Here is a 24,630-nt window from a genome sequence, read left to right on the forward strand (position 1 = left end):
CTGAGCCTTTCCCCGGCTGGCTTTTGTGTGGTTTACCTCACAAGGTCTGCGCGTTGTTTCACCCCCTCCATCACAGCAACCATAAGGCCTCACTGAGTTATTTGATGGAGTCGCTCAAATGGCAGTTAAAGCAAAACGCTTCCGCATTGGTGTGGAAGGGGCAACAACCGACGGGCGCACCATTGAGCGCGCCTGGCTGGAACAGATGGCGGCCAGTTATAACCCGCAGGTCTATACGGCGCTGATTAATCTGGAACATATCAAGGGCTACACCCCGGACAGTCCATTCCGCCGCTTCGGGACCGTGGATAAGCTGGAGGCCGAAGAAATTGCGGATGGCCCGCTGAAGGGGAAAATGGCCCTGTATGCGTGGATCAGCCCGTCAGATGACCTGGTGGCGTATACCCGCAAGCTGCAAAAGCTGTTCACCTCGATGGAGGTCAATACCAGTTTTGCTGATACCGGCAAAGCGTACCTGGTTGGCCTCGCAGCGACTGACGACCCGGCAAGCCTGGGTACAGAAATGTTGCAGTTTAGCGCCAGCGCCAAAAGCAACCCGCTGGCCGGGCGCAAACAAAGCCCGGAAAACCTCTTTACCGCCGCAGAAGAAACGCTGATCGAGTGGGAAGAGGTCCAGGACGATAAACCCTCCCTTTTTGCCCGCGTTACCGCGATGTTTGCCAAAAAATCGCAGACCGATGATGCGCGTTTCTCTGATGTGCATCGTGCTGTTGAGCTGGTCGCCACCGAGCAGCAGAGCCTGAGCGAACGCACCGATAAATCCCTGTCCGCGCAGGATAAGCGTCTTGCTGCGCTGGAAACCTCCCTTCAGGAGCAGCAGACCGCCTTTGCGGAACTGGAGCAGCAACTGCAACAGGAAGACAGCCGCAAAGATTATCGCCAGCGCGCGCCGGGCGGTAACGCGCCGGCAGGCACCCTGACCAATTGCTGATGGAGCATAAGAACCAATGAAAAAGAAAACACGTTTTGCCTTTAACGCCTACCTGCAGCAGCTGGCGCGCCTGAATGGCGTAGAAGTTGAGGAGCTGTCCAGCAAGTTCACCGTGGAACCATCGGTGCAGCAGACGCTGGAAGACCAGATCCAGCAGTCCGCAGCATTCCTGACCATGATTAACATCATTGGGGTGACTGAGCAATCAGGCCAGTTGCTGGGGCTGGGCGTCGGCAGCACCATTGCCGGGACGACTGACACGACCACGAAGGAGCGCGAACCAACCGATCCGACGGTCATGGTTGATGTTGAGTACAAGTGCGAGCAGACCAACTTTGATACGGTGCTGACCTACGCAAAACTTGATCTGTGGGCGAAATTCCAGGATTTCCAGGTGCGCATCCGTAACGCCATCGTCAAGCGCCAGGCTCTGGACCGCATCATGATCGGATTCAACGGTGTGAAGCGTGCCAAAACCTCAAACCGAGTCGATAACCCGCTGCTGCAGGACGTCAATAAAGGCTGGCTGCAGAAAGTCCGCGAAGATGCGGCAGATTGCGTGATGGGCAGCACCACGGCAGAAGATGGCACCAGCACCGCGGACCCGGTGAAGGTAGGCAAAGGCGGTAAATATGCCAACCTGGATGCGCTGGTGATGGATGCCGTCAATGAGCTGATTGACCCGATTTTCCAGGATGATGCTGATCTGGTCGTGATCTGTGGTCGTGAGCTGCTGTCTGACAAGTATTTCCCGCTGGTCAATAAGGAGCAGGAAAACAGCGAAAAACTGGCCGCTGATCTGATTATCAGCCAGAAACGCATGGGTGGCCTGCAGGCTGTCCGCGCCCCGTCATTCCCGGCTAATGCCGTGCTGATCACCCGTCTGGATAACCTGTCCATCTACTGGCAGGAAGATACCCGCCGCCGTTCGGTCATTGATAACCCGAAACGCGATCGCATCGAAAACTTCGAATCCGTCAATGAGGCGTATGTGGTGGAGGATTACCGCTGCGTGGCACTGGTGGAAAACATCACTATTGGCGATTTCAGCGCCGGTGCCGGGGAGTAACGCATGAGCCTGAGTCCCGCACGGCAGCACCGCCTGCGCGTTCAGGCTGAACAGGCCGCCCGTCAGGGCGGCAGTGTTCGCCATGCGTCGGGGTATGACCTGATGCTGCTGCAGCTGGCGGAGGACCGCCGCCGCCTCAAGGGGGTTCAGTCCACCGTGAAAAAGGCGCAGATCAAGGTGGAGCTGTTACCCAAATATACAGCCTGGGCGGATGGTGTACTGGCAGCCGGTGGAGCGCAGCAGGATGACGTGCTGATGTTTCTGATGGTGTGGCGTATCGATGCCGGTGATTTTGCCGGTGGCCTGCAGATTGCCGCGCACGCGCTCAAACACGGCTGGGTGATGCCGCAGGCGCTGGGCCGCCGCAACGTGCAGACCGTTGTCGCGGAAGAACTGGCAGACCAGGCGGAGGCCGCACAGCGCATGAAGGCAGAATTCCCTGCCGACGTGCTGCTGCAGGCGCTTTCGCTGACGGACGCGCTGGATATGCCGGACCAGTCCCGCGCCCGACTGCATAAAGCCATCGCCGCCGTGATCAGCGAATCCCGCCCCGCCGCAGCCCTGAACCACTACACGTTTGCACTGCAGCTCGATCCCCGCTGCGGCGTGAAAAAAGACAAAGAGCGGCTGGAGCGCCATTTGCGTAACAGCCACTGACGGAACGTGCCCCGCGCACGGGCGGCACGGGATGGCGACAGGCAGCGCCTTATCAAAATCCCGTTCACCGCCCACCTTTTCAGGAGAAAACCCGCATGAAGTTTGTTGCGCCAGAACAGGTGCCAGAGCAGGCGGAGGTCATCAAAAACACCCCATTCTGGCCCGATGTGGATTTGTCGGAGTTTCGCAGCGTGATGCGAACGGATGGCACGGTGACGTCACCGCGTCTCGGGCAGCTTATCCGGTCTGCTATGTCGGAGGTCAACGCGGAGCTGTACGAATTCCGGAAGCGCCAGCAGTTGCTGGGATTCCAAACCCTGGCAGACGTACCGGCGGAAGTGCTGGACGGCAAAAGCGAGCGCATCCACCACTACCATAACGCCGTGTATTGCTGGGCGCGTGCCCAGGTGAATGAACGTTACCAGGACTATGACGCCACGGCATCCGGCGTTAAACGGGGTGATGAGCTGGCGGAGGCCAGCGGCGATCTGTGGCGTGATGCCCGCTGGGCGATTAGCCGGGTGCAGGATGCACCCCACTGTACGGTGGAGCTGATCTGATGAAAGTGCGTGCGTACCAGGGTGACACGGTGGATGCGCTTTGCTGGCGTCATTACGGGCGCACGCGAGGCGTCACGGAGCAGGTACTGCAGGCAAATCCGGGGCTGGCTGAGCATGGCCCTTTTTTACCTCACGGGCTGCAGGTGGAGCTGCCGGATATTGCGACCACTAACACGGTGCAGACCGTCCAGTTATGGGACTGAATTATGACCCTTGAACGGATCAGCGCCTTTATTACGTACTGCATCGCTGTACTGCTGGCGTGGATGGGCGATTTATCGCTTAAGGATGCCTCTACGGTGGGCGGTGTGCTGATTGGTCTGCTGATGCTGGCGATCAACTGGTACTACAAACACAAAACCTATCAGCTGCTGCGCGGCGGGAAGATAACCCAGGGGGAATATGAATCCTTCAATCGTTAAGCGCTGCCTGGTGGGGGCGGTGCTGGCCATCGCTGCCACGCTGCCCAATTTCCAGCAGCTCCACACCTCAGTGGACGGGCTGAAGCTGATTGCTGATTACGAGGGGTGCCGCCTGCAGCCGTACCAGTGCAACGCAGGCGTGTGGACCGACGGCATCGGTAACACGTCCGGTGTGGTGCCGGGGAAGACCATCACAGAGCGGCAGGCGGCGGGGAACTTCATCACCAACGTATTACGGGTAGAAACCGCGCTGGCGCGATGTGTCCTGGTGAGCGTGCCGCAGTACGTTTATGACGCCCTGGTGTCGCTGGCGTTCAACGTTGGCACGGGCAATGCCTGCAGCTCAACCATGGTGAAGTTTATCAATCAGAAGCGCTGGCGCGATGCCTGCTATCAGCTGCCGCGCTGGGTATATGTCAAAGGCATATTTAATCAGGGCCTGGAAAACCGCCGCGGGCGGGAGCTGGCCTGGTGCTTAAAAGGAGCGTAACGAAATGAAGAAGAAACTTATCAGTGGGTTGCTTTCGGTGCTGTACGCGGCGCTGATGATTTTAAGTCTCTTTGTCCCAAACGGCATGGCCTCGGCGCTGGTCACCGCATTGACCTGGGTAGCCTGTTTGCTGGTCTGGGTGGTGGTGCTGCTTTGCCTGACCGGGTGGTATGCAGGCGGCACTCATCGGGAAGAGGCAAGGCAGGCGCTGACGCGCTTCTTCAGTACGCCAGGAAACCAGGTGATCAGATGGGCCAGGCGTTCACTGCTTGTGATTTTCCTCGCCTTTACGGGCCACGTTGTCACCCTGGCATTTTATCTGCTGACGCTGGTCGCGCTTAAGGTTCTGCGTGCGCAGGTTGTTGATGCGGAGTCGGTGACGGTATGACGCGCGCGCTGGCGGTAATTCTTGCGCTCGTACTGGCGGCGCTGGGCTGGCAGTCATGGCGACTGAATGAGGCCAGCCACACCATCGATCAGCAAGGCGGGGACCTGAAAACGGCGGGCGACAAACTGGCAAAAACGAACAGCCAGCTGATCGCCCTGTCCATCCTGTCCGAAACCAACAACCGGGAGCAGACGCGGCTTTACGCGGCGGCAGAAAGTACAAACGCGCTGCTGCGAAGCCGTCAGCACCGGATTGAGGAGCTAAAACGTGAAAACGAGGATTTGCGCCGCTGGGCTGATACTCCTTTGCCTCCTGACATTATCAGGATGCGCGAACGTCCGGCCCTCGCCGGAGGTGCAGCTTACCGTGAATGGTTGTCCCAGAGTGACGCAGTGCCGGCTGGAAAAGTCAGCAGCCAGCACTAACGGCGATTTGCTGGCGGCGCTGGATGAGGCAGAGGCGGCCTGGTCGATCTGTGCTGACAAGGTGGACGCGATAATTTCCTGCCAGGAGCGAAACAGTGAACAAACCTCAGTCCTTACGCCTCGCCCTGAATAGCGCCGTGGCGTATGTCCGGGACAACCCGGACAAGCTGCATTTATTCGTGGATAACGGATCGGTGGTGGCGACCGGCGCAGCGTCGTTGTCCTGGGAGTATCGCTATACCCTTAACGTGGTGGTCGTGGATTTCAGCGGCGATCAGGGATTGCTGATGGCTCCTGTGCTGGCCTGGCTGATGGAGAATCAGCCCGATGCTATCCATAACCCGGAACACCGTGAAAAGCTGTTTACGTTTGAGGTCGATATCTTGCGCAATGATATCTGTGATATAAGCCTGAACCTGCAGCTGACAGAGCGCGTGATCGTCAGTGCTGACGGTAACTTGTCCCGCGTTGAAGCGGTGCCGGAACCGGACGAACCGGACGAGATGTGGGCGGTGCACCGTGGCTGAGCTGCAGGAGGTTGACGCCTGGTTAGATGCGCTGCTGGCTGCTCTTGAGCCTGCCGAGCGTAAGCGCATGATGCGGGAGCTGGCGCAGCAGCTGCGCCGCAGCCAGCAGAAAAATATCAGGATGCAGCGTAACCCGGACGGCACGGAATACGAACCACGACGGGTAACGGCACGCACGAAAACTGGCCGCATACGTCGGCAAATGTTTGCCAAACTCCGCACCGCAAAATACCTGAAAGCCGTTGCCAGCCCGGACTCTGCCAGTGTCGAATTTGAGGGCAGGGTGCAGCGTATTGCCCGCGTTCATCATTACGGTCTGCGTGACCGTGTCAGCCGCAGAGGGCCGGAGGTGCAGTATTCACAGCGCCGGTTACTCGGCATCAATGACGAAGTAGAGGACATTACGCGCGATACCTTTTTGCGCTGGCTGTCTGACTGATTTTGTGTCAGGGACGACACAATCCGTCGCGCTGCCTCGCTCACTCCGCGCGTGGCAATCTTGCCCTCATGAATACCCAATTAACCGAAATCATGCGCCTTATCACCAATCTGATCCGCACCGGCATTGTGACCGAGGTGGACCGGGACGGCTGGCTGTGCCGGGTGAAAACAGGCGACCTAGAAACCAACTGGATTAACTGGCTGACCTACCGCGCCGGTAAATCTCGCACCTGGTGGTGCCCGTCGCCGGGGGAACAGGTGGTGCTGTTCAGCCTGGGCGGCAATCTGGAAACAGCGTTTGCGCTTCCGGCCATCTACTCCGACGCGTGCCCGCCGCCGTCAGACTCTGAAAACGCGGACGTGACCGAATACGAGGATGGCGGCTGGTTCGAATACGACCCGGCCACCGGGCGCTGGATTATCCGGGGCGTTAAAGCCGTGCTGATTGAGTCGTCGCAGCTGGTTTCCTGCAAAACAGGGGAGTTTGTGATCGAGGCCGACACGACCCGCATTAACAGCAACGTGATCCTGAATGGCGATGTGACCCACGGTGGTGGAGCGATGACGTCAAACGGCATTGTAGCCGATAAGCATAAACACCCTGGCGACAGCGGCGGAACGACGGGAGATCCAATTTGACGCTCTATATCGGGATGAATCGCGATACCGGAAAGGCAATAACGGAAACGGACCACCTGCGCCAGTCCGTGCGGGATATTTTGCTGACGCCGCAGGGCAGCCGCCTTGCCCGCCGGGAATACGGTTCTCTGCTGTCAGCGCTGATTGACCAGCCGCAAAACCCGGCGCTGCGCCTGCAGATCATGGCGGCGGTGTACGTCGCGTTGCAGCGGTGGGAGCCGCGGCTACAGCTCGACACCATCACGATTAACAGCAGCAGCATGGATGGCGCAATGGTGATTGAGCTGGCAGGCCAGCGCAATGACGGCGTGCCGGTATCCCTTTCCGTATCGACAGGAGCAGACAATGGCCGTTATTGACCTTTCCCAGCTGCCGCCGCCGCAGATCGTGGATGAGCCGGATTTTGAAACCCTGCTGACAGAGCGTAAGGCGGAGTTTGTCGCGCTCTATCCGACAGAAGAACAGGAAGCTGTGGCCCGCACGTTAATGCTGGAATCGGAACCCATCGTAAAAACGCTGCAGGAAAACGTGTACCGGGAGCTGCTGCTGCGCCAGCGGATTAACGAGGCGGCACGGGCTGTCATGGTGGCCTATTCCGGCAGTGATGACCTGGATAATTTAGGCGCTAACAATAACGTGCAGCGGAGGGTGATCACCCCCGCAGACGATACCACCACGCCACCGACTGAGGCGGAAATGGAATCGGACGCGGATTATCGCCAGCGCATCCCGGCGGCCTTTGAGGGGATGAGCGTTGCCGGTCCCGTCGGCGCGTATGAATATCACGCCCTTAGCTCGGATGGCCGGGTAGCCGATGCCTCGGCGTTCAGTCCGTCCCCGGCGGAAGTGGTGGTGACGGTTCTGGCCCGCGACGGTGATGGCACCGCGCAGGATGATTTGCTGCAGGTGGTCGGGGCTGCCCTGAATGATGAGACCGTGCGCCCTGTGGCGGACCGGGTGAGCGTGCGATCTGCTGAGATTATCCGCTATGAGATCGACGCGGTTTTGTATGTTTACCCCGGCCCGGCGAAAGAGCCGATTCTGGCGGCGGCGAAAGCGCAAGGCGCGGCATATATCAACGAGCAGCGCCGCCTGGGGCGTGACGTCAGGCTATCCGCGATTTATGCCGCATTGCATGTGCAGGGCGTGCAGCGCGTTGAGCTGATGAAGCCCCTGGCTGACATGGTGTTAGATAAAACGCAGGCGTCCTATTGCACCGATTTTAAAGCAGAAATTGGTGGTTCTGATGAATAGCCTGTTACCGCCGGGATCGTCCGCGCTGGAGCGTAGGCTGGCGCAGGCCTGTTCTGGAATCAGCGATTTAAACGTTCCTCTGCGCGACCTGTGGAATCCGTGGAAATGCCCGGCAAAGTTCCTGCCTTATCTGGCCTGGGCGTTTTCTGTGGACCGCTGGGAGGAAACCTGGACGGAAACCGCAAAACGCCAGGCTGTCAGCGATGCGTTCTGGATACATCAACGCAAGGGGACCGTGGCGGCGGTTAAGCGTGTGATCGAGGGGCTGGGCTACTCAATGACCCTTGAGGAGTGGTGGGAGGTCGCAGACCCTGCGGGCACATTCCGGCTTGAAATTGACCTCAATGATATCGGCATAACTGAGGTGATGATTACCGAGCTTGAGCGAATTATTGGCGATGCAAAACCCGTGAGCCGCCATATATCGCAGCTAACGCTATCGGTGAGCACTAAAGGCATTGCAAATATTGGGTGTGCAATATTAGACGGGGAAGAAATAACGATTTATCCGGCTGGCTATACCCCGGATGAAGGTATTTATTACGACGGGAAAGCCTATTACGACGGAAATTATCATTTTTCAGGTGACAGCAAATGAATATTAGTGAAAAACCACAATGGGAAAATAATATAAGTATGATTGCCCGCCAACAAAAAGTTGAAGGCGGGAGAGATGGTGCGGCTAATATTCAGGCTCAGCAACTGGCAAACCGTACCCGGTTTTTGAAACAATCCGTCGAAGCATACAGCACCCTGATTAAATCGGGCGAGCTTCCTTATTCAAATGAAGATGAAGCAAAGGCCGCTATTGCGGCGGGGAAAATCCCTGAAAATAGTTTGTTTTCCGTTCGCTCTGAAAGCGCGGGCGTATGGGTTGAAGAGTTTAAAAATATTAACGGGGTGCCTGTTTCAACCGGCAAGCGGTTGCCTGACAGCCAGGGTATTTCGGTGGTGGTTTTCACCAGTGATGATGATCCGACAGGTGAGAAGGCTGGATTGTCATTGACGGTGCCGGGCCAGGTTTTTCGGGTTGCATACCCCGATGACAGCAGCACCGAGACGGTTTACCGGAATGACGGAGATCGTGCGGTTAAGCTGCTAGAGGTCGCGGATAAACGTGCAATGGACAGGATGTTGCCAGATGCCGGGATTATGGGGGAGGTTGATCCAGATTATGCCGTCGAATTTGTTGATGAATTTTTCCGTCGCGCTGTGGGTATTGATTTGCGTGGTGTGCTGGAGGCAAACGCCGGAATGCGCATTATGGGAGTTCCCGTAACCAACCTGCCGGATGACTCCGATTACTGTTTTGCATTCGGTGATGAGCTGGGGCGCGTTGTCTTTGGTATCGGGAAAACAGGCTTCATCGAAGTGATGGGAATGCGGATTTTTGTCACGGAAGGTGAGAACTTTCTTGAAATTATTGATGAAAATCAGCGGGTATCCGCCGGGATAGGTAGCAATGGCGAGGTTTTCAATAATTCAGCGGGGGAGCCGCAACCGGTAGAAGAAGTAAAGTTTTGGCTCGAATTTGCTGAGGTATTGCATGTCATCATCTACGGGCAATCACTCTCTATCGGGCAATACGGTACACCGGTACTGAACACGCCGACACGCAACGCGCTGATGTTCAATACGGGGGTGCGTAGTTATAGCTCAAACCCATCGTCACTTGTACCGCTGCGTGAAACTGTCAGCGGCAGTAACGGGGAGACAGTGGCATCCTCTCTGGCGTATGGGTTTACTGATAACGTCAGTGATATGGCCGGTCGTGACCTGCTGTTTAATGCCGGTGGTGTGGGAGGAATCACGGTTGAAGGGCTTTCGAAAGGCACGGAACCATATAGCCGATTGATTGCTCACCTGAGCTGGACGGCTTCGCAGATGGCGCTACAGGGGCGAGATTATGCTGCGGATTTTATGCTGTGGATTCAGGGCGAAGCGAACATGGCAAACGGAACCAGTGCTGCCAGTTATACCGGGAGGGTGTCAACCTTGCGTGAAGATGTTGCCGCAGACACTGCCGGGATGCGTGATACAGATCGGGATCTGGTCATGTTGATGTATCAGACCTCTTCTCATGGTTATTACGTCGGGACAGCGGAAAATCCGCCGGAGGTTATCGCCCAGGCACAATTAGATATGGCCCTGAATGACCCGCTGATTGATATGTGGGGGCCGTCATATATGGGACTTCCGGCAAACCATACCATCGGACAGGGTAACGTCCATCACAACGCCCACGGTTATCGTCTGATGGGGCTGTATGCGCAAAAAGCATTACGCCATCGCCTGCGAACACGCACAGCGGATAAACCGAACGGGGAAAAATATCTGCCTGTACATGCAACCCGTGCCCGTAAAATAAACAGCAGAACCGTGATTACTGACGTGTTTACATATCATCCACCGTTGGTTATTGATGATTCGTATATCACTGAGCTGGCTGATGGTAATCATGGTGTCGAATTACATGATGAAAACGGGCGGCTTGATATTGCATCCGTAGAAGTTGTGGCGGGGACAAAAATTAAAATCGTATCGAAAAAAGATATCGGAGACGGGGCGTTTGTGGCTTTTGCCTGGACTCCAGAAAACCGAGGTGGAATTACAAATAACCGATATCAACAATGGTTTTTCGGACGGGAAACAGGAGTACGAACAACTATTCATGATTCGGACCCTGAGAAAACTGATTTAACAGATGAGAAAGGCAAACCTTATCCGCTTTATAACTACTTGCCGATTCAGAAGATTGCCATTTTCGAATAACAGATGAAATTAAACGAGGTATTTTATGATTCAGTTTCAGGTCGCTAAGGATTTTGGTAATCCACTACTGCCCGTCAGTAAGGCCCGCTCGGAAATGTATCTGGATTCAGCGCTCTCTATTTACGAAATGCGCAGCTCAAAAGAAAGCAGCAGTAATGGCAGGGCGCTGGAGGTTAACGGTCTGACCTTTGATAGTGAGGGGCTGGTGTGTGATGGCATTGATGGCCATTACGCAGATACGGGAATTATTGAGCCTCTGGCTAATACCGTCATCGTTGCGTTTCGTGCTAACCCGCAGGAAGTCACAACGCAGATTTACTCGGGTCTGCCTGAATCGGTGAGTCCTTTCACGGGAACGCGAGCGGCGATAACTAAAGAAGGGTTTTTAGTGGCTGATATTGGGGCAACGCCGACGACAATCCACGCTCAAACCGGCAATGTCACGCCGGACTGGGAGCTAGTCGCAGTAGTGACGGGAGCAAAACAACTTTCGGTAACCCGTGCATCGACTATGGGAACAGTGACCACGCCGTTTGAAACCCGACGCGAGCCGAAAAGCACAATCCGCATTGGTGGCGGCTATATTGCTCCCCACAATCTCGGGATTACCGGGCGAGTGGGATTATGGGCAATGTATAACGGTGCGCTGGATAGCGCGACCATCGCAGGTCTGTTCGCAAAAGCACGTACCATTATGGCAGGGAAAGGCGTAGTTATTCCTTAAGGGGGAGAATGTGGGCAAACCATTTTATACGCGCCTGACCCCTGCCGGGGAGCAAAAGTTTGCAGCGGCGGCGGTGTCTGGTGAACCGGTCAGTTTTCATGAGATGGCGGTGGGCGATGGCGGCGGCATCCTGCCTGACCCTTCACGCATTGACGGGCTGGTTAACGAGCGATTCCGGGCTCAAATAAACCGTGTAGTCATCGCTGACCTGGCTGCTAACGTCATCCGTGTTGAAATGATCATGATGCCGCAGGTGGGAGGGTTCTGGCTACGCGAAGCGGCGCTCTACGATGATGAGGGGACTTGCCTTGCCGTTGCGAATATGGCTCCGACCTATAAGCCGCTGCTTGCGGAGGGGGCCGGGCGATTACAGTCGGTTAATATGTGGATTGCCGTCAGCAAAACCAGCGATGTGACGATTAAAGCGGACCCGGCGGTTATTCTGGCTACCGTTGCAGAGGTGAACCGCGCAAAAAGTGAGGCAAAGGATTATGCCGATCAGATCGTAGGCCAGCTTGATACTGATATTCAACAAGTTATTATCGACGCCATTACAGCAGCAAAGCGTGATTTCTGGGAAGACGATAACCCTGTGGGTACGACGCGATTTTTTAATCAGAACGTCAACCCGAATGAAAAGTGGCCCTGGTCGCAATGGATCTATACCGGCGAAAACAAAACGCTCCGCGTCGGCAAAGCGGACGGTTCAGACGTCGGCGCGACCGGCGGCAGCGATACCGTCACGCTTCAGCAGGCCAACCTGCCCGCCGTGCAGATTGACGTGAGCGGCGAAACCAGCGAGCAGGGAGAGCAGAAGCTGACGACCACGCGCGGCGGTGTTCACAATCATGGTGGGGTGGCCGGTAAGGATGACCCGTGGGAAATTGGCGGTGATGTGCGTCAGCTCTTTAACCCGAAAGAGCTGGGTCTGACCGATGACGCCGGAGAGCACGATCACGAAGTCACAGTACCGGCACACAAACACACGACCAGTGGCAAAACCGCCAACCTCGGCGAGGGTAAATCGTTCAGCGTGGTTGAAGCCCACACCCTGCTGATGTGCTGGAGCCGCGTTGCCTGAATCGCCAGTCAAATCACTGACCCAATCAGCCCCGGAATGGGGCTTTTTTTCTCCCTGCGGTTGTATCAACGACGGTACAACGGGCATCAACGGCTTGCGGTGAGTGATTTCCCTACCATGGGTGAACCCCTAAACAGGAGATTTATTCCATGGCGCAAGACTACCACCACGGCGTGCGCGTTGTAGAAGTTAACGACGGCACCCGCTCTATCACGACGGTGAGCACGGCGATCGTGGGCATGGTGTGCACTGGCGATGATGCCGATGCCTCCATGTTCCCGCTCAATAAGCCGGTACTGCTTACTGATGTACTGACCGCCAGCGGCAAAGCGGGTGAGTCCGGCACGCTGGCCCGCTCACTGGACGCAATCGCAGACCAGGCAAAACCCGTCACCGTAGTGGTGCGTGTTGCCCAGGGCGAAACCGAAGCGGAAACCACCTCAAATATTATCGGCGGCGTGACTGCCGACGGTAAGAAAACCGGCATGAAGGCGCTACTTTCCGCGCAGTCGCAACTGGGTGTGAAACCGCGCATTCTTGGCGTACCGGGTCATGATACGCAGGCCGTATCCACTGAGCTGCTGAGCGTGGCGCAGAGTCTGCGGGCCTTTGCCTATATGTCGGCATACGGCTGTAAAACAGTGGCAGAGGCAATCACCTACCGCGACAACTTCAGTCAGCGTGAAGGGATGCTGATCTGGCCTGACTTCATCAACTTTGACACGGTACTGCAGGCGGATACGACCGCCTACGCCACCGCCCGCGCACTTGGCCTGCGTGCCAAAATCGACGAGCAAACCGGCTGGCACAAAACCCTGTCTAACGTGGGCGTCAACGGCGTAACCGGCTTGTCCGCGGATGTATTCTGGGATCTGCAGGACCCTGCAACCGATGCCGGACTGCTGAACCAGAACGACGTCACCACGTTGATCAGGAAGGATGGTTTCCGCTTCTGGGGTTCCCGCTGCCTCAGCGATGATCCGCTGTTCCAGTTTGAAAACTATACCCGCACCGCGCAGGTGCTGGCTGACACCATGGCAGAGGGCCATATGTGGGCGGTGGACATGCCGCTTAACCCGTCGCTGGCCCGCGACATTATCGAAGGTATCCGCGCCAAAATGCGCAGCCTGGTGAATCAGGGCTACCTCATCGGCGGTGATTGCTGGATTGATGACAGCGTTAACGACAAAGATACCCTGAAAGCCGGGAAGCTCTGGATCGACTACGACTATACGCCAGTGCCGCCGCTGGAAAACCTGATGCTGCGCCAGCGCATCACTGACCGTTACCTGGTGGATTTCACCACCCGCGTAAGCGCATAAGGGGGACCCATGGCCTTACCACGCAAGCTAAAACACCTGAACATCTTCAACGCCGGTAACAACTGGATGGGCATTGCTGAATCCGTCACCTTACCGAAATTTACCCGCAAGCTTGAGAACTATCGCGGGGGCGGTATGCCCGGTTCAGTCGGTATCGATCTGGGGCTGGATGATGGGGCACTGGATACGGAAATGACCATCGGCGGCACTGAGGCGCTGCTGTTCAAACAGATGGGCAAGGCCACGGTGGACGGCGTGCAGATGCGATTCACCGGCTCTATCCAGCGCGATGACACCGGCGAGGTGCAGGCCGTTGAGCTGGTTGTACGCGGACGCCACAAAGAGGTGGATTCCGGCGAGTGGAAAACCGGCGAGAGCAATACCACCAAAGTCAGCAGCGTAAACAGCTATGCGAAGCTGACCATTAACGGCGAAGTGCTCTATGAAGTCGATGTGATCAACATGATTGAAATTGTTGATGGCGTTGACCTGATGGAAGAGCACCGCAACGCCATCGGCCTTTAATGCAGCACTGGCGCGGGATGCCGCGCCAGCCACCCCATAACAGGAAAAGAACATGAGTGAGAAAACAGAAGCAACGGTGAAGCTGGATAGCCCAATCAAGCGCGGTGATACCACGATTACGGAAATTGTGCTGCGCAAACCGCAGTCCGGCGCACTGCGTGGTACGCGACTGCAGGCAGTGATGGAGATGGACGTGGCCTCTATGATGACCGTGATCCCCCGCATCTCCACACCGACGCTGACCCCTCAGGAAATGGCGGACCTTGACCCGGCAGACCTTGCCGCAATGTCGATCGAGGTGGTCCTTTTTTTGTTGCCGAAGTCGGCGTTTGCAGATTTGCCGACAGCCTGACGGTAGATGACCTGGTGGCGGATATCGCCACGATCTTTCACTGGCCGCCGTCCGTCACTGACGTTATGCCGCTTACAGAAGTGCTGGAGTGGCGGCACAGAGCGATAATGCGAAGCGGGGCCAGCGATGAGTGATAAAAACCTGCGCCTGCAGGTGGTTCTGAATGCGGTTGATAAACTCACCCGCCCTTTAAAAGTTGCGCAGGCTGGCTCTAAGGAGCTGGCCTCCGCCGTCCGGCAGACCCGCGAACAGCTTAAACGGCTAAACGATGCGGGGGGCCAGTTAAAATCCTTCGATCAGCTGTCACAGAGCCTGAGCCGGACCAGTAACGAACTGGACCAGGCGCGGCTGCGTGCGCAAATGATGACCCGCGAAATGTCAGCCCTGGAATCTCCGACGAAAAAGCAGACAGCGGCGCTTGAAACGCAATGGCGGGCCGTGTCACGTCTGGAGCAAAAGCAGCAGCAGGAAACGCGGCAGATGGCGGCAGCCAGGGCGGAGCTGTACCGCCTCGGCATCTCTGCGGGAGGCGGTGCCCGTGAAACAGCCCGCATTACCCGCGAAACGGATCGCTATAACAAGCAGCTGGCAGAGCAGGAGAGACGCTTGCGGGACGTGGGCGAGCGCCAGCGCAAGCTGAATACGGTCAGGGCGAAAGCTGACAAGATGCGCGACGTGCGTAACAGCCTCGCGGGGAACGGGGCCGGGATGATGGCCGCCGGGGTGACAACGGGCGCGACGCTGCTGGCCCCCATTCGCGCCTATTCGGAATCAGAGAACGCGGCTAACCAGCTGGCAGGCTCCATGATGGGGCCGGGCGGAAAAGTTGCAGCGGAGTTCCTGCAGCTAAACAAGCTGGCGATCGCCCTGGGTGACCGGCTGCCCGGCACCACGGCAGACTTTCAAAACATGATGACCATGTTGCGCCGTCAGGGCATGTCGGCACAGGTCATCCTGGGCGGGCTGGGTGAGTCGGCGGCGTATCTCGGCGTGCAGCTGCAAATGGCACCAACGGATGCCGCAGAGTTTGCCGCGAAACTGCAGGACGCCACGCAGACCACCGAAAAGGACATGATGAGTCTGATGGACGTGATCCAGCGGGGTTATTACGCGGGCGTTGACCCTGGCAATATGTTGCAGGGTTTTGCAAATATCAGCAGTGCAATGGAGATTATCAAACAGAGGGGGCTGGATGCTGCTAAAACCTTCAGCCCGCTTTTGGTCATGGCCGATCAGGCGGGGATGGCCGGAGAGTCAGCGGGTAATGCCTACCGTAAAATTTTTCAGGCCACGCTGGATGCTAAAAAGATTAAGAGTGTAAACGATGAGCTGAAAGGCAAAGGTATCAAGTTTGATTTTTCCGACGGGAAAGGCGGATTTGGCGGCCTGGAAAAGATGTACGCACAGTTAGATAAGCTTGAAAAACTAAATCCTGAAACAAAGCTAGCGACGATGAAAGCCCTGTTTGGTAATGATAACGAAGTGCTAAAAGCGCTGAGCATCATGACTACAAAAGGTATCGAGGGCTACCGCGAAACCGTCGCAAAACTGGAAAACCAGGCAACCCTGCGCGAGCGCGTCGAGGCGTCTCTTAATACCCTGGGGAACAAATGGGAGGCCGCTGGCGGCTCCTTTACCAACGCCATGGCGAGCATCGGTGAAACCGTCGCGCCGGTACTCAAAAATATTGCAGACTGGCTGGGTAATCTGGCATCCGCGCTGGATAGTTTTGTTAAACGGCATCCGCAATTGACGGCGGCGCTGTTTAAGATTGCGGCCGTGTTTGCCGTCGTTGCGACCGCTGCGGGTGTGTTGTCGCTGGCGCTGGCGTCCATTCTGGGGCCGATGGCTGTAGTACGGGTGAGTGCCGGGGTTCTCGGAATTAAGTTTGCCTCTGCTTTTGGTCTGATTAAGCAAGTCATCGGCGGTGCAGGCCAGGCGATCCTGTGGCTGGGCAGGTTGATGATGGCTAACCCCATTCTGGCGATAATTGGCCTGATTGCGATGGGGGCCATTTATATCTGGCAGAACTGGGAAACGCTGGGGCCAAAATTCAAAGCAATGTGGGACGCCATCTCCTCCGGGGTATCCAGGGTATGGGCTGTGATTAAGCAGACCATAAGCAGCAAATGGGATGAAATTCTGAGTGATGTTGCCGCGCTGCCCGCGAAGTTTAAAGCGGTGGGCGGCGCGATCATTGACGGCATCCTGAGCGGTATCAATGAGAAGTGGGAGACGCTCAAGAGCAAGCTGGCATCGGTGAAAAGCTACCTGCCGGACTGGATGACCGGCGGCGACAAATCGCCAGGTGCACCCCAGCAGAAAGGCGCAGGCGGATTCTTTGCGGGGATGTATGACAGCGGCGGCTATATTCCACGCGGGCAGGTGGGCATTGCTGGCGAGAATGGCCCGGAACTGATTAACGGCCCGGCCTATGTGACCAGCCGCCGAAGGACGGCGGCGCTGGCGTCCGTTGTCGCCGGAATGATGGGGGGAGCTACGCCTGCAGAGGCTGCGCCGCTTCATCCAATGAGCCTGCCGGCAGCCTCCTATCGCCCTGCAGCAGAGAAACCGCCAGGCACGCGGCCGGTATTCCAGTTTGAAACCCAGGCACAAATTATTATCCAGGCGCTACCAGGGCAGAGTCCGCAGGATATTGCGCGGGAGGTTGCGCGACAGCTCGATGAGCGTGAGCGCCGCATGAGGGCTAAGGCCCGCAGCAACTTCAGCGATCAAGGGGGGTATGATTCATGATGATGGTTCTGGGCTTGTTTGTGTTTCAGCTGCGCACGGTTCCCTATCAGCAATTGCAGTATCAGCGGAACTGGCGGCACGTCACCAACAACCGCGTTAATCGCCGTCCGACAACGCAATTTTTGGGGCCAGATAACGATCAGCTCACGCTATCCGGCGTCCTCATGCCGGAAGTGACCGGCGGCCGGTTGTCGTTGCTGGCGCTGGAGCTGATGGCGGAGCAGGGGAAGGCCTGGCCGCTGATCGAGGGCGGCGGGACTATCTACGGTATATACGTGATTGAAAACCTGAGCCAGACGAAAACAGAGTTTTTCGCCAGCGGTGAAGCGAGAAAAATAGAGTTTTCGCTGGGGCTGAAGCGTGTTGATGAGTCACTGTCCGAAATGTTCGGCAGCCTGAGTGACCAGCTTAGCAGCCTGCAGGATTCCGCAGCGGCAGCGGTAGGGAATATCAAAACCACGGTAGGAGGGTTGCTGCAGTGAGCGAGATGACTGATTTACTCAACCTCAGCAAGACCCCGGCCTTTCGCATCGTGATAGAAGGCAAGGATGCAACGCAGACGCTGGATAAGCGCCTGCTGGGTATGACGTTGACCGACAACCGCGGATTTGAAGCCGACCAGCTCGATCTGGAGCTGGACGACGCCGACGGCCTTGTGATTATGCCGCGTCGTGGCGCGGTGATTTCTCTGGCGCTGGGATGGAAAGGCGAGCCGCTGTTTTCAAAAGGGAAGTTTACCGTTGATGAGATCGAGCATAGCGGCAGCCCGGACCGACTGACAATCCGTGCCCGTAGCGCAGACTTCAGGGAAACGCTGAATGTACGACGTGAAAAGTCGTGGCATAAAACGACGGTGGGCGAGGTGGTGAAGGAGATTGCCGCGCGGCACAGCCTGAAGGTTGCCATCGGTAAAGATGTCGCGGAGCAGGCGCTGGATCACCTGGACCAGACCAACGAAAGCGACGCCAGCTTTTTGATGAAGCTGGCGCGGCAGTACGGCGCGATAGCATCGGTGAAGGACAGTAACCTGCTGTTTATCCGGCAGGGGCAGGGGAAAACAGCCAGCGGTAAAGCGCTGCCGGTCATCACTATTACCCGCCGGGACGGTGACAGTCACCGCTTCAGCCTGGCGGACAGGGGTGCGTATACCGGGGTGATTGCTCACTGGCTGCATACGCGCGAACCGGAGAAAAAAGAAACCACCAAAGTGAAGCGCCGCCGGAAGACGACAAAACCAAAAGAGCCAGAAGCAAAGCAGGGGGATTACCTGATCGGGACGGATGAGAACGTGCTGGTTCTGAACCGGACCTATGCGAACCGCAGTAATGCGGAGCGTGCAGCAAAAATGAACTGGGAGCGGCTGCAGCGCGGTGTGGCGTCATTTTCCCTGCAGCTGGCAGAAGGCCGCGCGGATCTCTATACAGAAATGCCCGTGAAGGTCACCGGCTTTAAACAGCCCATTGATGATGCCAGCTGGACCATCACCACGTTAACACACACTGTCAACCCGGATAGCGGATTTACGACTAGCCTAGACCTTGAGGTGAAAATTGATGAGTTCTAAATTGAATAGTTGGTTCCAAATTGAGAACATGAATGTATCATTATTGCGAACTTATTTAGAGTGAGGGCTGAATGAAATGATGAATTGTCCAATGTGCGGGCAGGCTGCGCATACTCGCAGTAGCTTTCAAGTTTCCAATGAGACGAAGGAGCGATACAACCAGTGCACTAACCTTGAATGTGGGCATACCTTCGTTACGCATGAAACATTTGTTCGTTCGGTGTGCCGCCCGCAGAAAATCAGCTCCGCGCCACCTCATCCCTCAGAATCTGGGCAGACATCCTTTTTTTGATAAAAAGTGGTCATGAAGATAATTAAAAAACTATTCTGCTGATTTGGCCTCTGGAATTATAAAAAACTATTCATTTTAGGGGATTAGAGTTAAGTTATAGCGGCCTGACGTTAGCGGGGAAATGTCCCCCATCCGTAGAAGTGGAGTTTGTCGCTTTGCGACTAGCGTGCCGTATGCCGATGTGCTGTGCATCCCGGACGCCGATTTGCTGGGCTTACTGGGCTTACAAATTGTCGAAGTTTTATTATTTAGTTAGGCCATGCGCTTGCGCTAAGAGACGTCAGGATTCTACGGAGTAACAAGTTATGGATATCAACGAACTTGGCTTAGTTAAGGCGCGTGTGGAACTTGTTACCGCTATGCTCAAATGCGCAACTGCATTTGTAGTGTTAGTCGGTACGGTTTACAGCGTTCTTAACATGGCCTTCAACTACGACTCTTTAAATCATGGAAATAGAAGTTCAAAGATGGGATCACAAATTTGAGATAAGACCAGGGGTTTGGGTCTATGTCCCAAGTGCTGAGGCAAGTGAACTTGGGGAACGGATACTTCAAGCAATCAGGAACAAGTGGATTCCACCACTCTATTTTTATCATTTAAGAACCGGCGGCCATCTTAAAGCAGCCAGATTACATCTTAAAAGTGATTTTCTTGCTGTTGTTGATATTAAAAATTTTTTTCAGTCTACTAGCCGTAGCCGAGTTACCCGTGATTTAAAAGCCTACTTTACCTATTCTCAGTCGAGAGAAATTTCAAAATTTTCAACTGTGAGAAACCTGTCTCATAGCCCCCATAAGCACGTTCTTCCTTTTGGTTTTGTCCAATCACCTATGCTTGCTACCCTTTGTTTGGATAGGAGTTATTTAGGTAGTCTATTGCGGCGCTTGAACAAACATCCCAATGTGAAGCTTAGTGTGTACATGGATGATGTGATCATATCTTCAAATGATTTGGTTCAGCTGCAAACTGCTTACGACGAAATTTTAGTTGCAATGGATAAATCGGGCTATCAACCCAATCTTGTTAAAACTCAGGAACTGTAAGTATCCCGGCAAAACGAACCATTCACTTTTAGAGATCTTCCGACATACTGATAATGTCCCCTGAGGAGATCGCTATGCGTAAGATCCGATTCACTGAACACCAGATCATCGCCGTTCTGAAGTCCGTCGAAGCCGGACGTACCGTCAAGGATGTGTGCCGTGAGGCCGCTATTTCGGAAGCCAGCTATTACAACTGGAAGGCGAAATATGGTGGGATGGAAGCGGCCGATATTAAAAAAATCAAAGATCTTGAGGATGAGAATCGACGTTTAAAACAGATGTTTGCTGATCTCAGCCTTGAGTGCCGGGCACTTAAAGACGTCATCGAAAAAAAGCTTTAAAACCAGCGATAAAGCGTGAACTCGTCAGCTATCTGACGGTGCAATTTGCCATGAGTTTACGCCAGGCCTGCAGGACGTTATCGCTGAGCAGGACGGTGTATTTTTATCAGCCCGATACCCGGCGTGATGAACCTGTGATCCACGCGCTGACTGAGCTGGCAGAACGCTATCCGCGCTACGGTTTTAAGAAACTGTTCCAGCTGCTGCGCAGGCAGGGTAATACCTGGAACCATAAACGTGTTCACCGGATTTACTGCCTGCTGAAACTGAATTTTCGCCGCAAGGGAAAACAGCGGCTGCCTGTGCGTAATCCCGCACCACTGGCGACACCGCAAGCGTTAAACCAGAGCTGGTCCATCGATTTTATGCACGACGCGCTGGTCTGCGGCAGACGCTTCCGAACCTTTAATGTGGTGGATGATTTTAACCGTGAAGCACTGGCGATAGAAATCGACCTGAATATCCCGGCTCAGCGAGTCATCCGGGTGCTGGACAGGATCGTGGCAAACCGCGGCTACCCGCTGAAAATGCGGATGGACAACGGGCCAGAGCTGGTCTCGCTGGCGCTGGCACAATGGGCCGAAGAACATGGCGTACAGCTCGAATTTATCAAGCCGGGTAAGCCGACACAAAATGCTTTTATCGAACGGTTCAACCGAACATACCGGACAGAAATCCTGGATTTTTACCTGTTCAGAACACTGAATGAAGCACGGGAAATTACCGAGCGCTGGCTGATGGAATATAACAACGAGCGGCCTCATGAATCCCTGAATAACCTGACACCGGAAGAGTACCGGCTGATGGCTGAAAAACCGGAACTCTCAAAAAGTGCATGGAACTGAAGCAGGGGTGCTTACAGAACCATCAGTACTTATTAACGTGTTCAACTTGAGTTTGGGTAGAGGAACGATGAAAGTTTCCCCACAGAAAATGAGTGACTTCATCATTGATTTCTACGCTAGTGATTATGAGCCACATAAAATAGGTGTCAAAAACTACGTCGAAACTGTAAATCCTGCACAAGCGAAACTGTTGAAGTTGTAACAGTTTTGCTCTCGATCAGGAAGGTCAAGAGCAGAACTGAAATCGCTGTCGCCTCTTTGCCGCCATGCATGGAAAAGTGCTGATGTAAGTGATTGATTTTATGGGTGGTAAAATTCAGGCAACAAAAAACCCATCAACCTTGAACCTAAGTGGCGGGGTTGATGGGCTCCACAAAATGGGGACATCAAAGAAAAGCAGTGGCACTACTTATGACTGACGCCAGCTAAAAAAGTTCTGCGTATACGCGTTTTTTTTCTGAAAAGTTTACTGTAGCCCCGGCCAGATGATAACAATCAGCGTACCTGCCAGGGTTAACAACACGTTAGCGATGGCGTAGGTCCCCGCGTATCCCAGCGCCGGAATATTGCTGCGCGCGGTATCGCTGATGATCTCCATCGCCGGCGCGCAGGTGCGGGCGCCCATCATGGCGCCGAAGAGCATCGCGCGGTTCATGCGCAGGACGTACGCGCCGAACAGGAAGCAGATAACCACCGGCACCAGGCTGACGATGAGGCCCGCCGCCAGCATCTGACCGCCGACGGCGCCGAGGCCGTTATTAATGCCGGCGCCGGCGCTGAGCCCCACGCCGGCCATAAATACCATCAGGCCGAACTCTTTCACCATATTCAGCGCCCCCTGCGGGATATAGCCGAACGTCGGATGGTTGGCGCGCAGGAAGCCGAGCATGATGCCGGCAAACAGCAGACCGGCGGCGTTACCGATGCCGAAGCTGAACGAGCTGAACTGGAAGGTGATCATGCCGATCATCAGGCCAACAATAAAGAAGGCGCAGAAGGCGAGCAGGTCGGTCACCTGGCTGTGGATGGAGATAAAGCCAATACGATCCGCGACGGTTTTGACGCGACGCGCATCGCCGCTAACCTGCAGCACATCGCCCTTGTTGAGCACAACGTTGTCGTCGATCGGCATTTCGATCTGGCTGCGGATAACGCGGTTTAAGAAGCAGCCGTGATCGGTAAGCTTCAGCTGCGCCAGGCGGCGGCCGACGGCGTTGTGGTTTTTGACCACGATCTCTTCGGTGACGATACGCATATCGAGCAGATCGCGGTCGAAGACCTCTTTGCCGTTACGGAAGCTTGGGTCGAGGCGGGCATGGGCATCCGGGTAACCCACCAGGGCGATATCATCGCCCATCTGCAGCACCGCATCGCCGTCCGGGTTCGCGAGAATGCCGTTGCGGCGGATGCGCTCAATGTAGCAGCCGGTCTGGCGGTAAATGCCCAGCTCGCGCAGGTTTTTACCATCAGCCCACGCCACCAGCTCCGGGCCGACGCGGTAGGCGCGGATCACCGGCAGGTACACCTTACGCCGGGAATCGGTGTCGAGGCCGCGCTCGCGGGCGATCTGCTGGGCGCTGGTCTGTAAATCCTGATGCTGCAGCTTCGGCATATAGCGGGCGCCGACGATCAGGCTGACCAGGCCAACCAGATAGGTCAGGGCATAGCCGAGGCTCAGATGATCGAGCGAAAGGGCTAACTGGTCGCTGGGCAGGCCGAAGTGGCGTAGCGTATCTCCGGCGCCCACCAGCACGGGGGTGGAGGTCATAGCGCCGGCGAGCATCCCGGCCGTCAGGCCGATATCCCAGCCGAATAGCTTACCCAGCCCCATGGCGATCAGCATCGCGCTGCCGACCATCACCAGAGCGAGCATCAGGTAATTTTTCCCATCGCGAAAAAAAATAGAAAAAAAGTTGGGTCCCGCCTCCACGCCGACGCAGAAAATAAACAGCATAAAGCCGAGATTGAGGGCGTCAGTGTTAATACTGAAATGCTGCTGCCCTAATAATAGGGAAACGACTAAAACGCCAATGGAATTACCAAGTTGTACCGACCCGAGACGCAGTTTCCCGAGGCAGAGTCCTAATGCTAGTACAACGAACAATAACAGGATGTAATTCCCGTTTAACAAATCTGCGACGTTTATATTCACGAAAGCCAACTTCTCATTTACTAGTAAGTTGTTGAAGGAAATGGTTATTTGGTCTAAGGTTGGTCCAGTGTTCGCGTTGTCCCGAACGCTATTCTGGCATCCCGTTATAACCAGCAAAATATAGTCGACAGTTTAATCCTTCCTGGAGGCTGCGGCTAGTAACAATCGTTTTTACATTGACGGGATCTTTTATTGGCATGGATTGCCAGAATCTTTATCTGACTGGGCGAAGTGGAAGTTGGTTAGAGGCAAAATCAGGAGGATGTCGTGAAATCTGAGCGTACCTGGGCCGGTATTATCTGTGGGTTCTTTCTATTTATTGTGGTTTGTTTGTCACTACTGTTACATATGAAAGGCGCCTTTCGGGCTACCGGTAACCCTGAGCTCGGGCTGCTATTCTTTTTGCTACCCGGTGCGGCGGCAAGCTGCCTCTCTCCCGGACAGCGGGTTATTCGCCCGCTTATCGGCGCGATGCTGGCTGCGCCAGTGTGTCTGGTGGTCATGCGGCTTTTCTTTGTGACCCAGCGTTCTTTCTGGCAGGAACTGGCGTGGTTGTTTAGCGCGGTGTTCTGGTGCGCGCTGGGCGCGCTGTGCTTTTTGTTTATTTGCGCCTGGCTTGATACCAGACGCAAGCCCTCGTCAGAGGAGTGAGCCGTCTCAGGCGAACAGGCCGAGATTCTCTTTCGCCCAGGCTTCAAAGTCAGTGCAGCCGCCAATGTGCTTCTGATCGACAAAAATCTGCGGCACGGTTTCTACCGGTTTACCCACGGTTTTTTCCAGATCGGCTTTGCTGATGCCTTCTGCGTGAATATCAATGTAGCGATAGTTAAAATCATCGCGCTCATTGCTCAGCTTTTCCGCCAGCTCTTTGGCGCGAACGCAATAGGGGCAGCCTGGACGACCAAAAATTACCGTAAACATAGTCTCTCTCCTTAAACCTCAGCCGGATGGCGAATGGCGGGTATCATGCCGCGTTATGTCGGCGAGGGAAAGAAGGTTCTGCCTTTTGCTTTGATGGCTTAAGGCTATGTTTGTTAA

General features: G+C 55.3%; 33 protein-coding genes. 31 read left to right on the plus strand and 2 right to left on the minus strand.

Going from position 1 to position 24,630, the window contains the following annotated elements:
• Nucleotides 1–118: 118 nt before the first annotated feature.
• The 30 genes from BWI76_RS09270 (at nucleotide 119) to BWI76_RS09415 (ending at nucleotide 21,440) form a co-directional block, all read left to right on the plus strand.
• Nucleotides 119–952 carry a GPO family capsid scaffolding protein gene (locus BWI76_RS09270; protein WP_004134647.1) on the plus strand — a complete coding sequence of 278 codons (834 nt, stop codon included), beginning with the start codon at nucleotides 119–121 and terminating at the stop codon, nucleotides 950–952.
• Between the two features lie 16 nt (nucleotides 953–968).
• Nucleotides 969–2,021 (plus strand): phage major capsid protein, P2 family, encoded by a 1,053-nt coding sequence (locus BWI76_RS09275; RefSeq protein WP_004134646.1) that lies wholly within the window; start codon nucleotides 969–971, stop codon nucleotides 2,019–2,021.
• 3 nt (nucleotides 2,022–2,024) lie between these two features.
• Nucleotides 2,025–2,678: a phage terminase small subunit gene (gpM, locus tag BWI76_RS09280; RefSeq protein ID WP_004134644.1), complete on the plus strand. Its 654-nt coding sequence runs from the start codon at nucleotides 2,025–2,027 to the stop codon at nucleotides 2,676–2,678.
• Nucleotides 2,679–2,773: 95 nt separating this feature from the next.
• Nucleotides 2,774–3,238 (plus strand): head completion/stabilization protein, encoded by a 465-nt coding sequence (locus tag BWI76_RS09285; protein WP_004134641.1) that lies wholly within the window; start codon nucleotides 2,774–2,776, stop codon nucleotides 3,236–3,238.
• On the plus strand, nucleotides 3,238–3,441 hold the full coding sequence (locus BWI76_RS09290; RefSeq protein WP_004134640.1) for a tail protein X: 204 nt from the start codon (nucleotides 3,238–3,240) through the stop codon (nucleotides 3,439–3,441). Before BWI76_RS09285 ends, BWI76_RS09290 begins: the two co-directional genes overlap by 1 nt.
• A gap of 3 nt (nucleotides 3,442–3,444) precedes the next feature.
• Nucleotides 3,445–3,660 carry an HP1 family phage holin gene (locus BWI76_RS09295; RefSeq protein WP_004134639.1) on the plus strand — a complete coding sequence of 72 codons (216 nt, stop codon included), beginning with the start codon at nucleotides 3,445–3,447 and terminating at the stop codon, nucleotides 3,658–3,660.
• A complete protein-coding gene (locus BWI76_RS09300; RefSeq protein ID WP_004134638.1) occupies nucleotides 3,641–4,150 on the plus strand; it encodes a lysozyme in 510 nt (169 codons plus the stop codon). Before BWI76_RS09295 ends, BWI76_RS09300 begins: the two co-directional genes overlap by 20 nt.
• Before the next feature lie 4 nt (nucleotides 4,151–4,154).
• The gene (locus BWI76_RS09305; RefSeq protein ID WP_004134637.1) at nucleotides 4,155–4,538 is read left to right on the plus strand and encodes a DNZ54_00345 family protein; all 384 of its coding nucleotides are present in this window, start codon (nucleotides 4,155–4,157) and stop codon (nucleotides 4,536–4,538) included.
• Nucleotides 4,535–4,963, plus strand: coding sequence for an Rz-like lysis system protein LysB (lysB, locus tag BWI76_RS09310; protein ID WP_004134636.1), 429 nt, complete (start codon nucleotides 4,535–4,537; stop codon nucleotides 4,961–4,963). Before BWI76_RS09305 ends, lysB begins: the two co-directional genes overlap by 4 nt.
• Nucleotides 4,851–5,096 carry an Rz1-like lysis system protein LysC gene (gene lysC, locus BWI76_RS28435; protein WP_227493334.1) on the plus strand — a complete coding sequence of 82 codons (246 nt, stop codon included), beginning with the start codon at nucleotides 4,851–4,853 and terminating at the stop codon, nucleotides 5,094–5,096. The genes lysB and lysC overlap by 113 nt, the downstream gene beginning before the upstream one ends.
• Nucleotides 5,059–5,490 (plus strand): phage tail protein, encoded by a 432-nt coding sequence (locus BWI76_RS09320; protein ID WP_004134635.1) that lies wholly within the window; start codon nucleotides 5,059–5,061, stop codon nucleotides 5,488–5,490. The genes lysC and BWI76_RS09320 overlap by 38 nt, the downstream gene beginning before the upstream one ends.
• A complete protein-coding gene (locus BWI76_RS09325; RefSeq protein WP_004134634.1) occupies nucleotides 5,483–5,929 on the plus strand; it encodes a phage virion morphogenesis protein in 447 nt (148 codons plus the stop codon). Before BWI76_RS09320 ends, BWI76_RS09325 begins: the two co-directional genes overlap by 8 nt.
• Before the next feature lie 68 nt (nucleotides 5,930–5,997).
• The gene (locus BWI76_RS09330; protein WP_004134632.1) at nucleotides 5,998–6,570 is read left to right on the plus strand and encodes a phage baseplate assembly protein V; all 573 of its coding nucleotides are present in this window, start codon (nucleotides 5,998–6,000) and stop codon (nucleotides 6,568–6,570) included.
• Nucleotides 6,567–6,929 carry a GPW/gp25 family protein gene (locus BWI76_RS09335; protein ID WP_004134631.1) on the plus strand — a complete coding sequence of 121 codons (363 nt, stop codon included), beginning with the start codon at nucleotides 6,567–6,569 and terminating at the stop codon, nucleotides 6,927–6,929. Before BWI76_RS09330 ends, BWI76_RS09335 begins: the two co-directional genes overlap by 4 nt.
• Nucleotides 6,916–7,824 (plus strand): baseplate assembly protein, encoded by a 909-nt coding sequence (locus BWI76_RS09340; protein WP_004134629.1) that lies wholly within the window; start codon nucleotides 6,916–6,918, stop codon nucleotides 7,822–7,824. Before BWI76_RS09335 ends, BWI76_RS09340 begins: the two co-directional genes overlap by 14 nt.
• A complete protein-coding gene (locus tag BWI76_RS09345) occupies nucleotides 7,814–8,422 on the plus strand; it encodes a phage tail protein I (protein WP_064371829.1) in 609 nt (202 codons plus the stop codon). The genes BWI76_RS09340 and BWI76_RS09345 overlap by 11 nt, the downstream gene beginning before the upstream one ends.
• A complete protein-coding gene (locus BWI76_RS09350) occupies nucleotides 8,419–10,596 on the plus strand; it encodes a sialate O-acetylesterase (RefSeq protein ID WP_004134625.1) in 2,178 nt (725 codons plus the stop codon). Before BWI76_RS09345 ends, BWI76_RS09350 begins: the two co-directional genes overlap by 4 nt.
• 25 nt (nucleotides 10,597–10,621) lie before the next feature.
• Nucleotides 10,622–11,320 (plus strand): hypothetical protein, encoded by a 699-nt coding sequence (locus BWI76_RS09355; protein WP_004134624.1) that lies wholly within the window; start codon nucleotides 10,622–10,624, stop codon nucleotides 11,318–11,320.
• Nucleotides 11,321–11,330: 10 nt separating this feature from the next.
• Nucleotides 11,331–12,401, plus strand: a complete 1,071-nt coding sequence (locus tag BWI76_RS09360; RefSeq protein ID WP_004134623.1) for a phage tail protein — start codon at nucleotides 11,331–11,333, stop codon at nucleotides 12,399–12,401.
• Between the two features lie 149 nt (nucleotides 12,402–12,550).
• Nucleotides 12,551–13,723 (plus strand): phage tail sheath protein, encoded by a 1,173-nt coding sequence (locus tag BWI76_RS09365; protein WP_004134622.1) that lies wholly within the window; start codon nucleotides 12,551–12,553, stop codon nucleotides 13,721–13,723.
• 9 nt (nucleotides 13,724–13,732) lie between these two features.
• Nucleotides 13,733–14,248 (plus strand): phage major tail tube protein, encoded by a 516-nt coding sequence (locus BWI76_RS09370; RefSeq protein WP_004134621.1) that lies wholly within the window; start codon nucleotides 13,733–13,735, stop codon nucleotides 14,246–14,248.
• A 52-nt stretch (nucleotides 14,249–14,300) separates the two neighbouring features.
• Complete coding sequence (locus BWI76_RS09375) at nucleotides 14,301–14,600, plus strand: phage tail assembly protein (RefSeq protein ID WP_004134620.1); 300 nt, start codon at nucleotides 14,301–14,303, stop codon at nucleotides 14,598–14,600.
• A 14-nt stretch (nucleotides 14,601–14,614) separates the two neighbouring features.
• Nucleotides 14,615–14,734, plus strand: a complete 120-nt coding sequence (locus tag BWI76_RS09380) for a GpE family phage tail protein (RefSeq protein ID WP_002896220.1) — start codon at nucleotides 14,615–14,617, stop codon at nucleotides 14,732–14,734.
• On the plus strand, nucleotides 14,727–17,354 hold the full coding sequence (locus tag BWI76_RS09385; RefSeq protein WP_084402770.1) for a phage tail tape measure protein: 2,628 nt from the start codon (nucleotides 14,727–14,729) through the stop codon (nucleotides 17,352–17,354). The genes BWI76_RS09380 and BWI76_RS09385 overlap by 8 nt, the downstream gene beginning before the upstream one ends.
• A complete protein-coding gene (locus BWI76_RS09390; protein ID WP_004134618.1) occupies nucleotides 17,351–17,836 on the plus strand; it encodes a phage tail protein in 486 nt (161 codons plus the stop codon). Before BWI76_RS09385 ends, BWI76_RS09390 begins: the two co-directional genes overlap by 4 nt.
• Nucleotides 17,837–17,841: 5 nt before the next feature.
• Nucleotides 17,842–18,918 carry a phage late control D family protein gene (locus BWI76_RS09395; RefSeq protein WP_406565775.1) on the plus strand — a complete coding sequence of 359 codons (1,077 nt, stop codon included), beginning with the start codon at nucleotides 17,842–17,844 and terminating at the stop codon, nucleotides 18,916–18,918.
• Between the two features lie 76 nt (nucleotides 18,919–18,994).
• The gene (locus tag BWI76_RS09400) at nucleotides 18,995–19,210 is read left to right on the plus strand and encodes an ogr/Delta-like zinc finger family protein (protein ID WP_004134616.1); all 216 of its coding nucleotides are present in this window, start codon (nucleotides 18,995–18,997) and stop codon (nucleotides 19,208–19,210) included.
• 305 nt (nucleotides 19,211–19,515) lie between these two features.
• Nucleotides 19,516–19,695, plus strand: coding sequence for a hypothetical protein (locus BWI76_RS09405; RefSeq protein ID WP_004134615.1), 180 nt, complete (start codon nucleotides 19,516–19,518; stop codon nucleotides 19,693–19,695).
• The gene (locus BWI76_RS09410) at nucleotides 19,658–20,254 is read left to right on the plus strand and encodes a reverse transcriptase domain-containing protein (protein WP_077265775.1); all 597 of its coding nucleotides are present in this window, start codon (nucleotides 19,658–19,660) and stop codon (nucleotides 20,252–20,254) included. Before BWI76_RS09405 ends, BWI76_RS09410 begins: the two co-directional genes overlap by 38 nt.
• Nucleotides 20,255–20,328: 74 nt before the next feature.
• Nucleotides 20,329–21,440, plus strand: a protein-coding gene (locus BWI76_RS09415; RefSeq protein ID WP_142981865.1) for an IS3 family transposase whose coding sequence is annotated in 2 segments (ribosomal slippage) — nucleotides 20,329–20,590 and nucleotides 20,590–21,440 — 1,113 coding nt in all. Because the reading frame shifts where the segments join, the coding sequence is not laid out codon by codon here.
• Nucleotides 21,441–21,906: 466 nt separating this feature from the next.
• Here the strand turns inward: BWI76_RS09415 and BWI76_RS09425 are convergent.
• On the minus strand, nucleotides 21,907–23,592 hold the full coding sequence (locus BWI76_RS09425; protein ID WP_004134610.1) for an aspartate:alanine antiporter: 1,686 nt from the start codon (nucleotides 23,590–23,592) through the stop codon (nucleotides 21,907–21,909).
• Nucleotides 23,593–23,859: 267 nt separating this feature from the next.
• Between BWI76_RS09425 and ybjM the strand changes: the two genes are divergently transcribed.
• Complete coding sequence (gene ybjM, locus BWI76_RS09430) at nucleotides 23,860–24,243, plus strand: inner membrane protein YbjM (RefSeq protein ID WP_004134606.1); 384 nt, start codon at nucleotides 23,860–23,862, stop codon at nucleotides 24,241–24,243.
• A 6-nt stretch (nucleotides 24,244–24,249) separates the two neighbouring features.
• On the opposite strand, the gene BWI76_RS09435 is transcribed toward ybjM, so the two are convergent.
• Nucleotides 24,250–24,513 (minus strand): GrxA family glutaredoxin, encoded by a 264-nt coding sequence (locus tag BWI76_RS09435; protein ID WP_004100567.1) that lies wholly within the window; start codon nucleotides 24,511–24,513, stop codon nucleotides 24,250–24,252.
• Nucleotides 24,514–24,630 lie beyond the last annotated feature (117 nt).

Source organism: Klebsiella sp. M5al, from assembly GCF_002090195.1.
GTDB classification, from domain to species: domain Bacteria; phylum Pseudomonadota; class Gammaproteobacteria; order Enterobacterales; family Enterobacteriaceae; genus Klebsiella; species Klebsiella grimontii.

What these genes read in the sequence shown, in the direction of transcription:
- BWI76_RS09270 (WP_004134647.1), top strand. Translation starts at nt 119, where the DNA reads ATGGCAGTTAAAGCAAAACGCTTCCGCATTGGTGTGGAAGGGGCAACA.
- BWI76_RS09275 (WP_004134646.1), top strand. Translation starts at nt 969, where the DNA reads ATGAAAAAGAAAACACGTTTTGCCTTTAACGCCTACCTGCAGCAGCTG.
- gpM (WP_004134644.1), top strand. Translation starts at nt 2,025, where the DNA reads ATGAGCCTGAGTCCCGCACGGCAGCACCGCCTGCGCGTTCAGGCTGAA.
- BWI76_RS09285 (WP_004134641.1), top strand. Translation starts at nt 2,774, where the DNA reads ATGAAGTTTGTTGCGCCAGAACAGGTGCCAGAGCAGGCGGAGGTCATC.
- BWI76_RS09290 (WP_004134640.1), top strand. Translation starts at nt 3,238, where the DNA reads ATGAAAGTGCGTGCGTACCAGGGTGACACGGTGGATGCGCTTTGCTGG.
- BWI76_RS09295 (WP_004134639.1), top strand. Translation starts at nt 3,445, where the DNA reads ATGACCCTTGAACGGATCAGCGCCTTTATTACGTACTGCATCGCTGTA.
- BWI76_RS09300 (WP_004134638.1), top strand. Translation starts at nt 3,641, where the DNA reads ATGAATCCTTCAATCGTTAAGCGCTGCCTGGTGGGGGCGGTGCTGGCC.
- BWI76_RS09305 (WP_004134637.1), top strand. Translation starts at nt 4,155, where the DNA reads ATGAAGAAGAAACTTATCAGTGGGTTGCTTTCGGTGCTGTACGCGGCG.
- lysB (WP_004134636.1), top strand. Translation starts at nt 4,535, where the DNA reads ATGACGCGCGCGCTGGCGGTAATTCTTGCGCTCGTACTGGCGGCGCTG.
- BWI76_RS09330 (WP_004134632.1), top strand. Translation starts at nt 5,998, where the DNA reads ATGAATACCCAATTAACCGAAATCATGCGCCTTATCACCAATCTGATC.
- BWI76_RS09340 (WP_004134629.1), top strand. Translation starts at nt 6,916, where the DNA reads ATGGCCGTTATTGACCTTTCCCAGCTGCCGCCGCCGCAGATCGTGGAT.
- BWI76_RS09350 (WP_004134625.1), top strand. Translation starts at nt 8,419, where the DNA reads ATGAATATTAGTGAAAAACCACAATGGGAAAATAATATAAGTATGATT.
- BWI76_RS09355 (WP_004134624.1), top strand. Translation starts at nt 10,622, where the DNA reads ATGATTCAGTTTCAGGTCGCTAAGGATTTTGGTAATCCACTACTGCCC.
- BWI76_RS09365 (WP_004134622.1), top strand. Translation starts at nt 12,551, where the DNA reads ATGGCGCAAGACTACCACCACGGCGTGCGCGTTGTAGAAGTTAACGAC.
- BWI76_RS09370 (WP_004134621.1), top strand. Translation starts at nt 13,733, where the DNA reads ATGGCCTTACCACGCAAGCTAAAACACCTGAACATCTTCAACGCCGGT.
- BWI76_RS09375 (WP_004134620.1), top strand. Translation starts at nt 14,301, where the DNA reads ATGAGTGAGAAAACAGAAGCAACGGTGAAGCTGGATAGCCCAATCAAG.
- BWI76_RS09385 (WP_084402770.1), top strand. Translation starts at nt 14,727, where the DNA reads ATGAGTGATAAAAACCTGCGCCTGCAGGTGGTTCTGAATGCGGTTGAT.
- BWI76_RS09390 (WP_004134618.1), top strand. Translation starts at nt 17,351, where the DNA reads ATGATGATGGTTCTGGGCTTGTTTGTGTTTCAGCTGCGCACGGTTCCC.
- BWI76_RS09395 (WP_406565775.1), top strand. Translation starts at nt 17,842, where the DNA reads ATGACTGATTTACTCAACCTCAGCAAGACCCCGGCCTTTCGCATCGTG.
- BWI76_RS09400 (WP_004134616.1), top strand. Translation starts at nt 18,995, where the DNA reads ATGATGAATTGTCCAATGTGCGGGCAGGCTGCGCATACTCGCAGTAGC.
- BWI76_RS09405 (WP_004134615.1), top strand. Translation starts at nt 19,516, where the DNA reads ATGGATATCAACGAACTTGGCTTAGTTAAGGCGCGTGTGGAACTTGTT.
- BWI76_RS09410 (WP_077265775.1), top strand. Translation starts at nt 19,658, where the DNA reads ATGGAAATAGAAGTTCAAAGATGGGATCACAAATTTGAGATAAGACCA.
- BWI76_RS09435 (WP_004100567.1), bottom strand. Translation starts at nt 24,513, where the DNA reads ATGTTTACGGTAATTTTTGGTCGTCCAGGCTGCCCCTATTGCGTTCGC.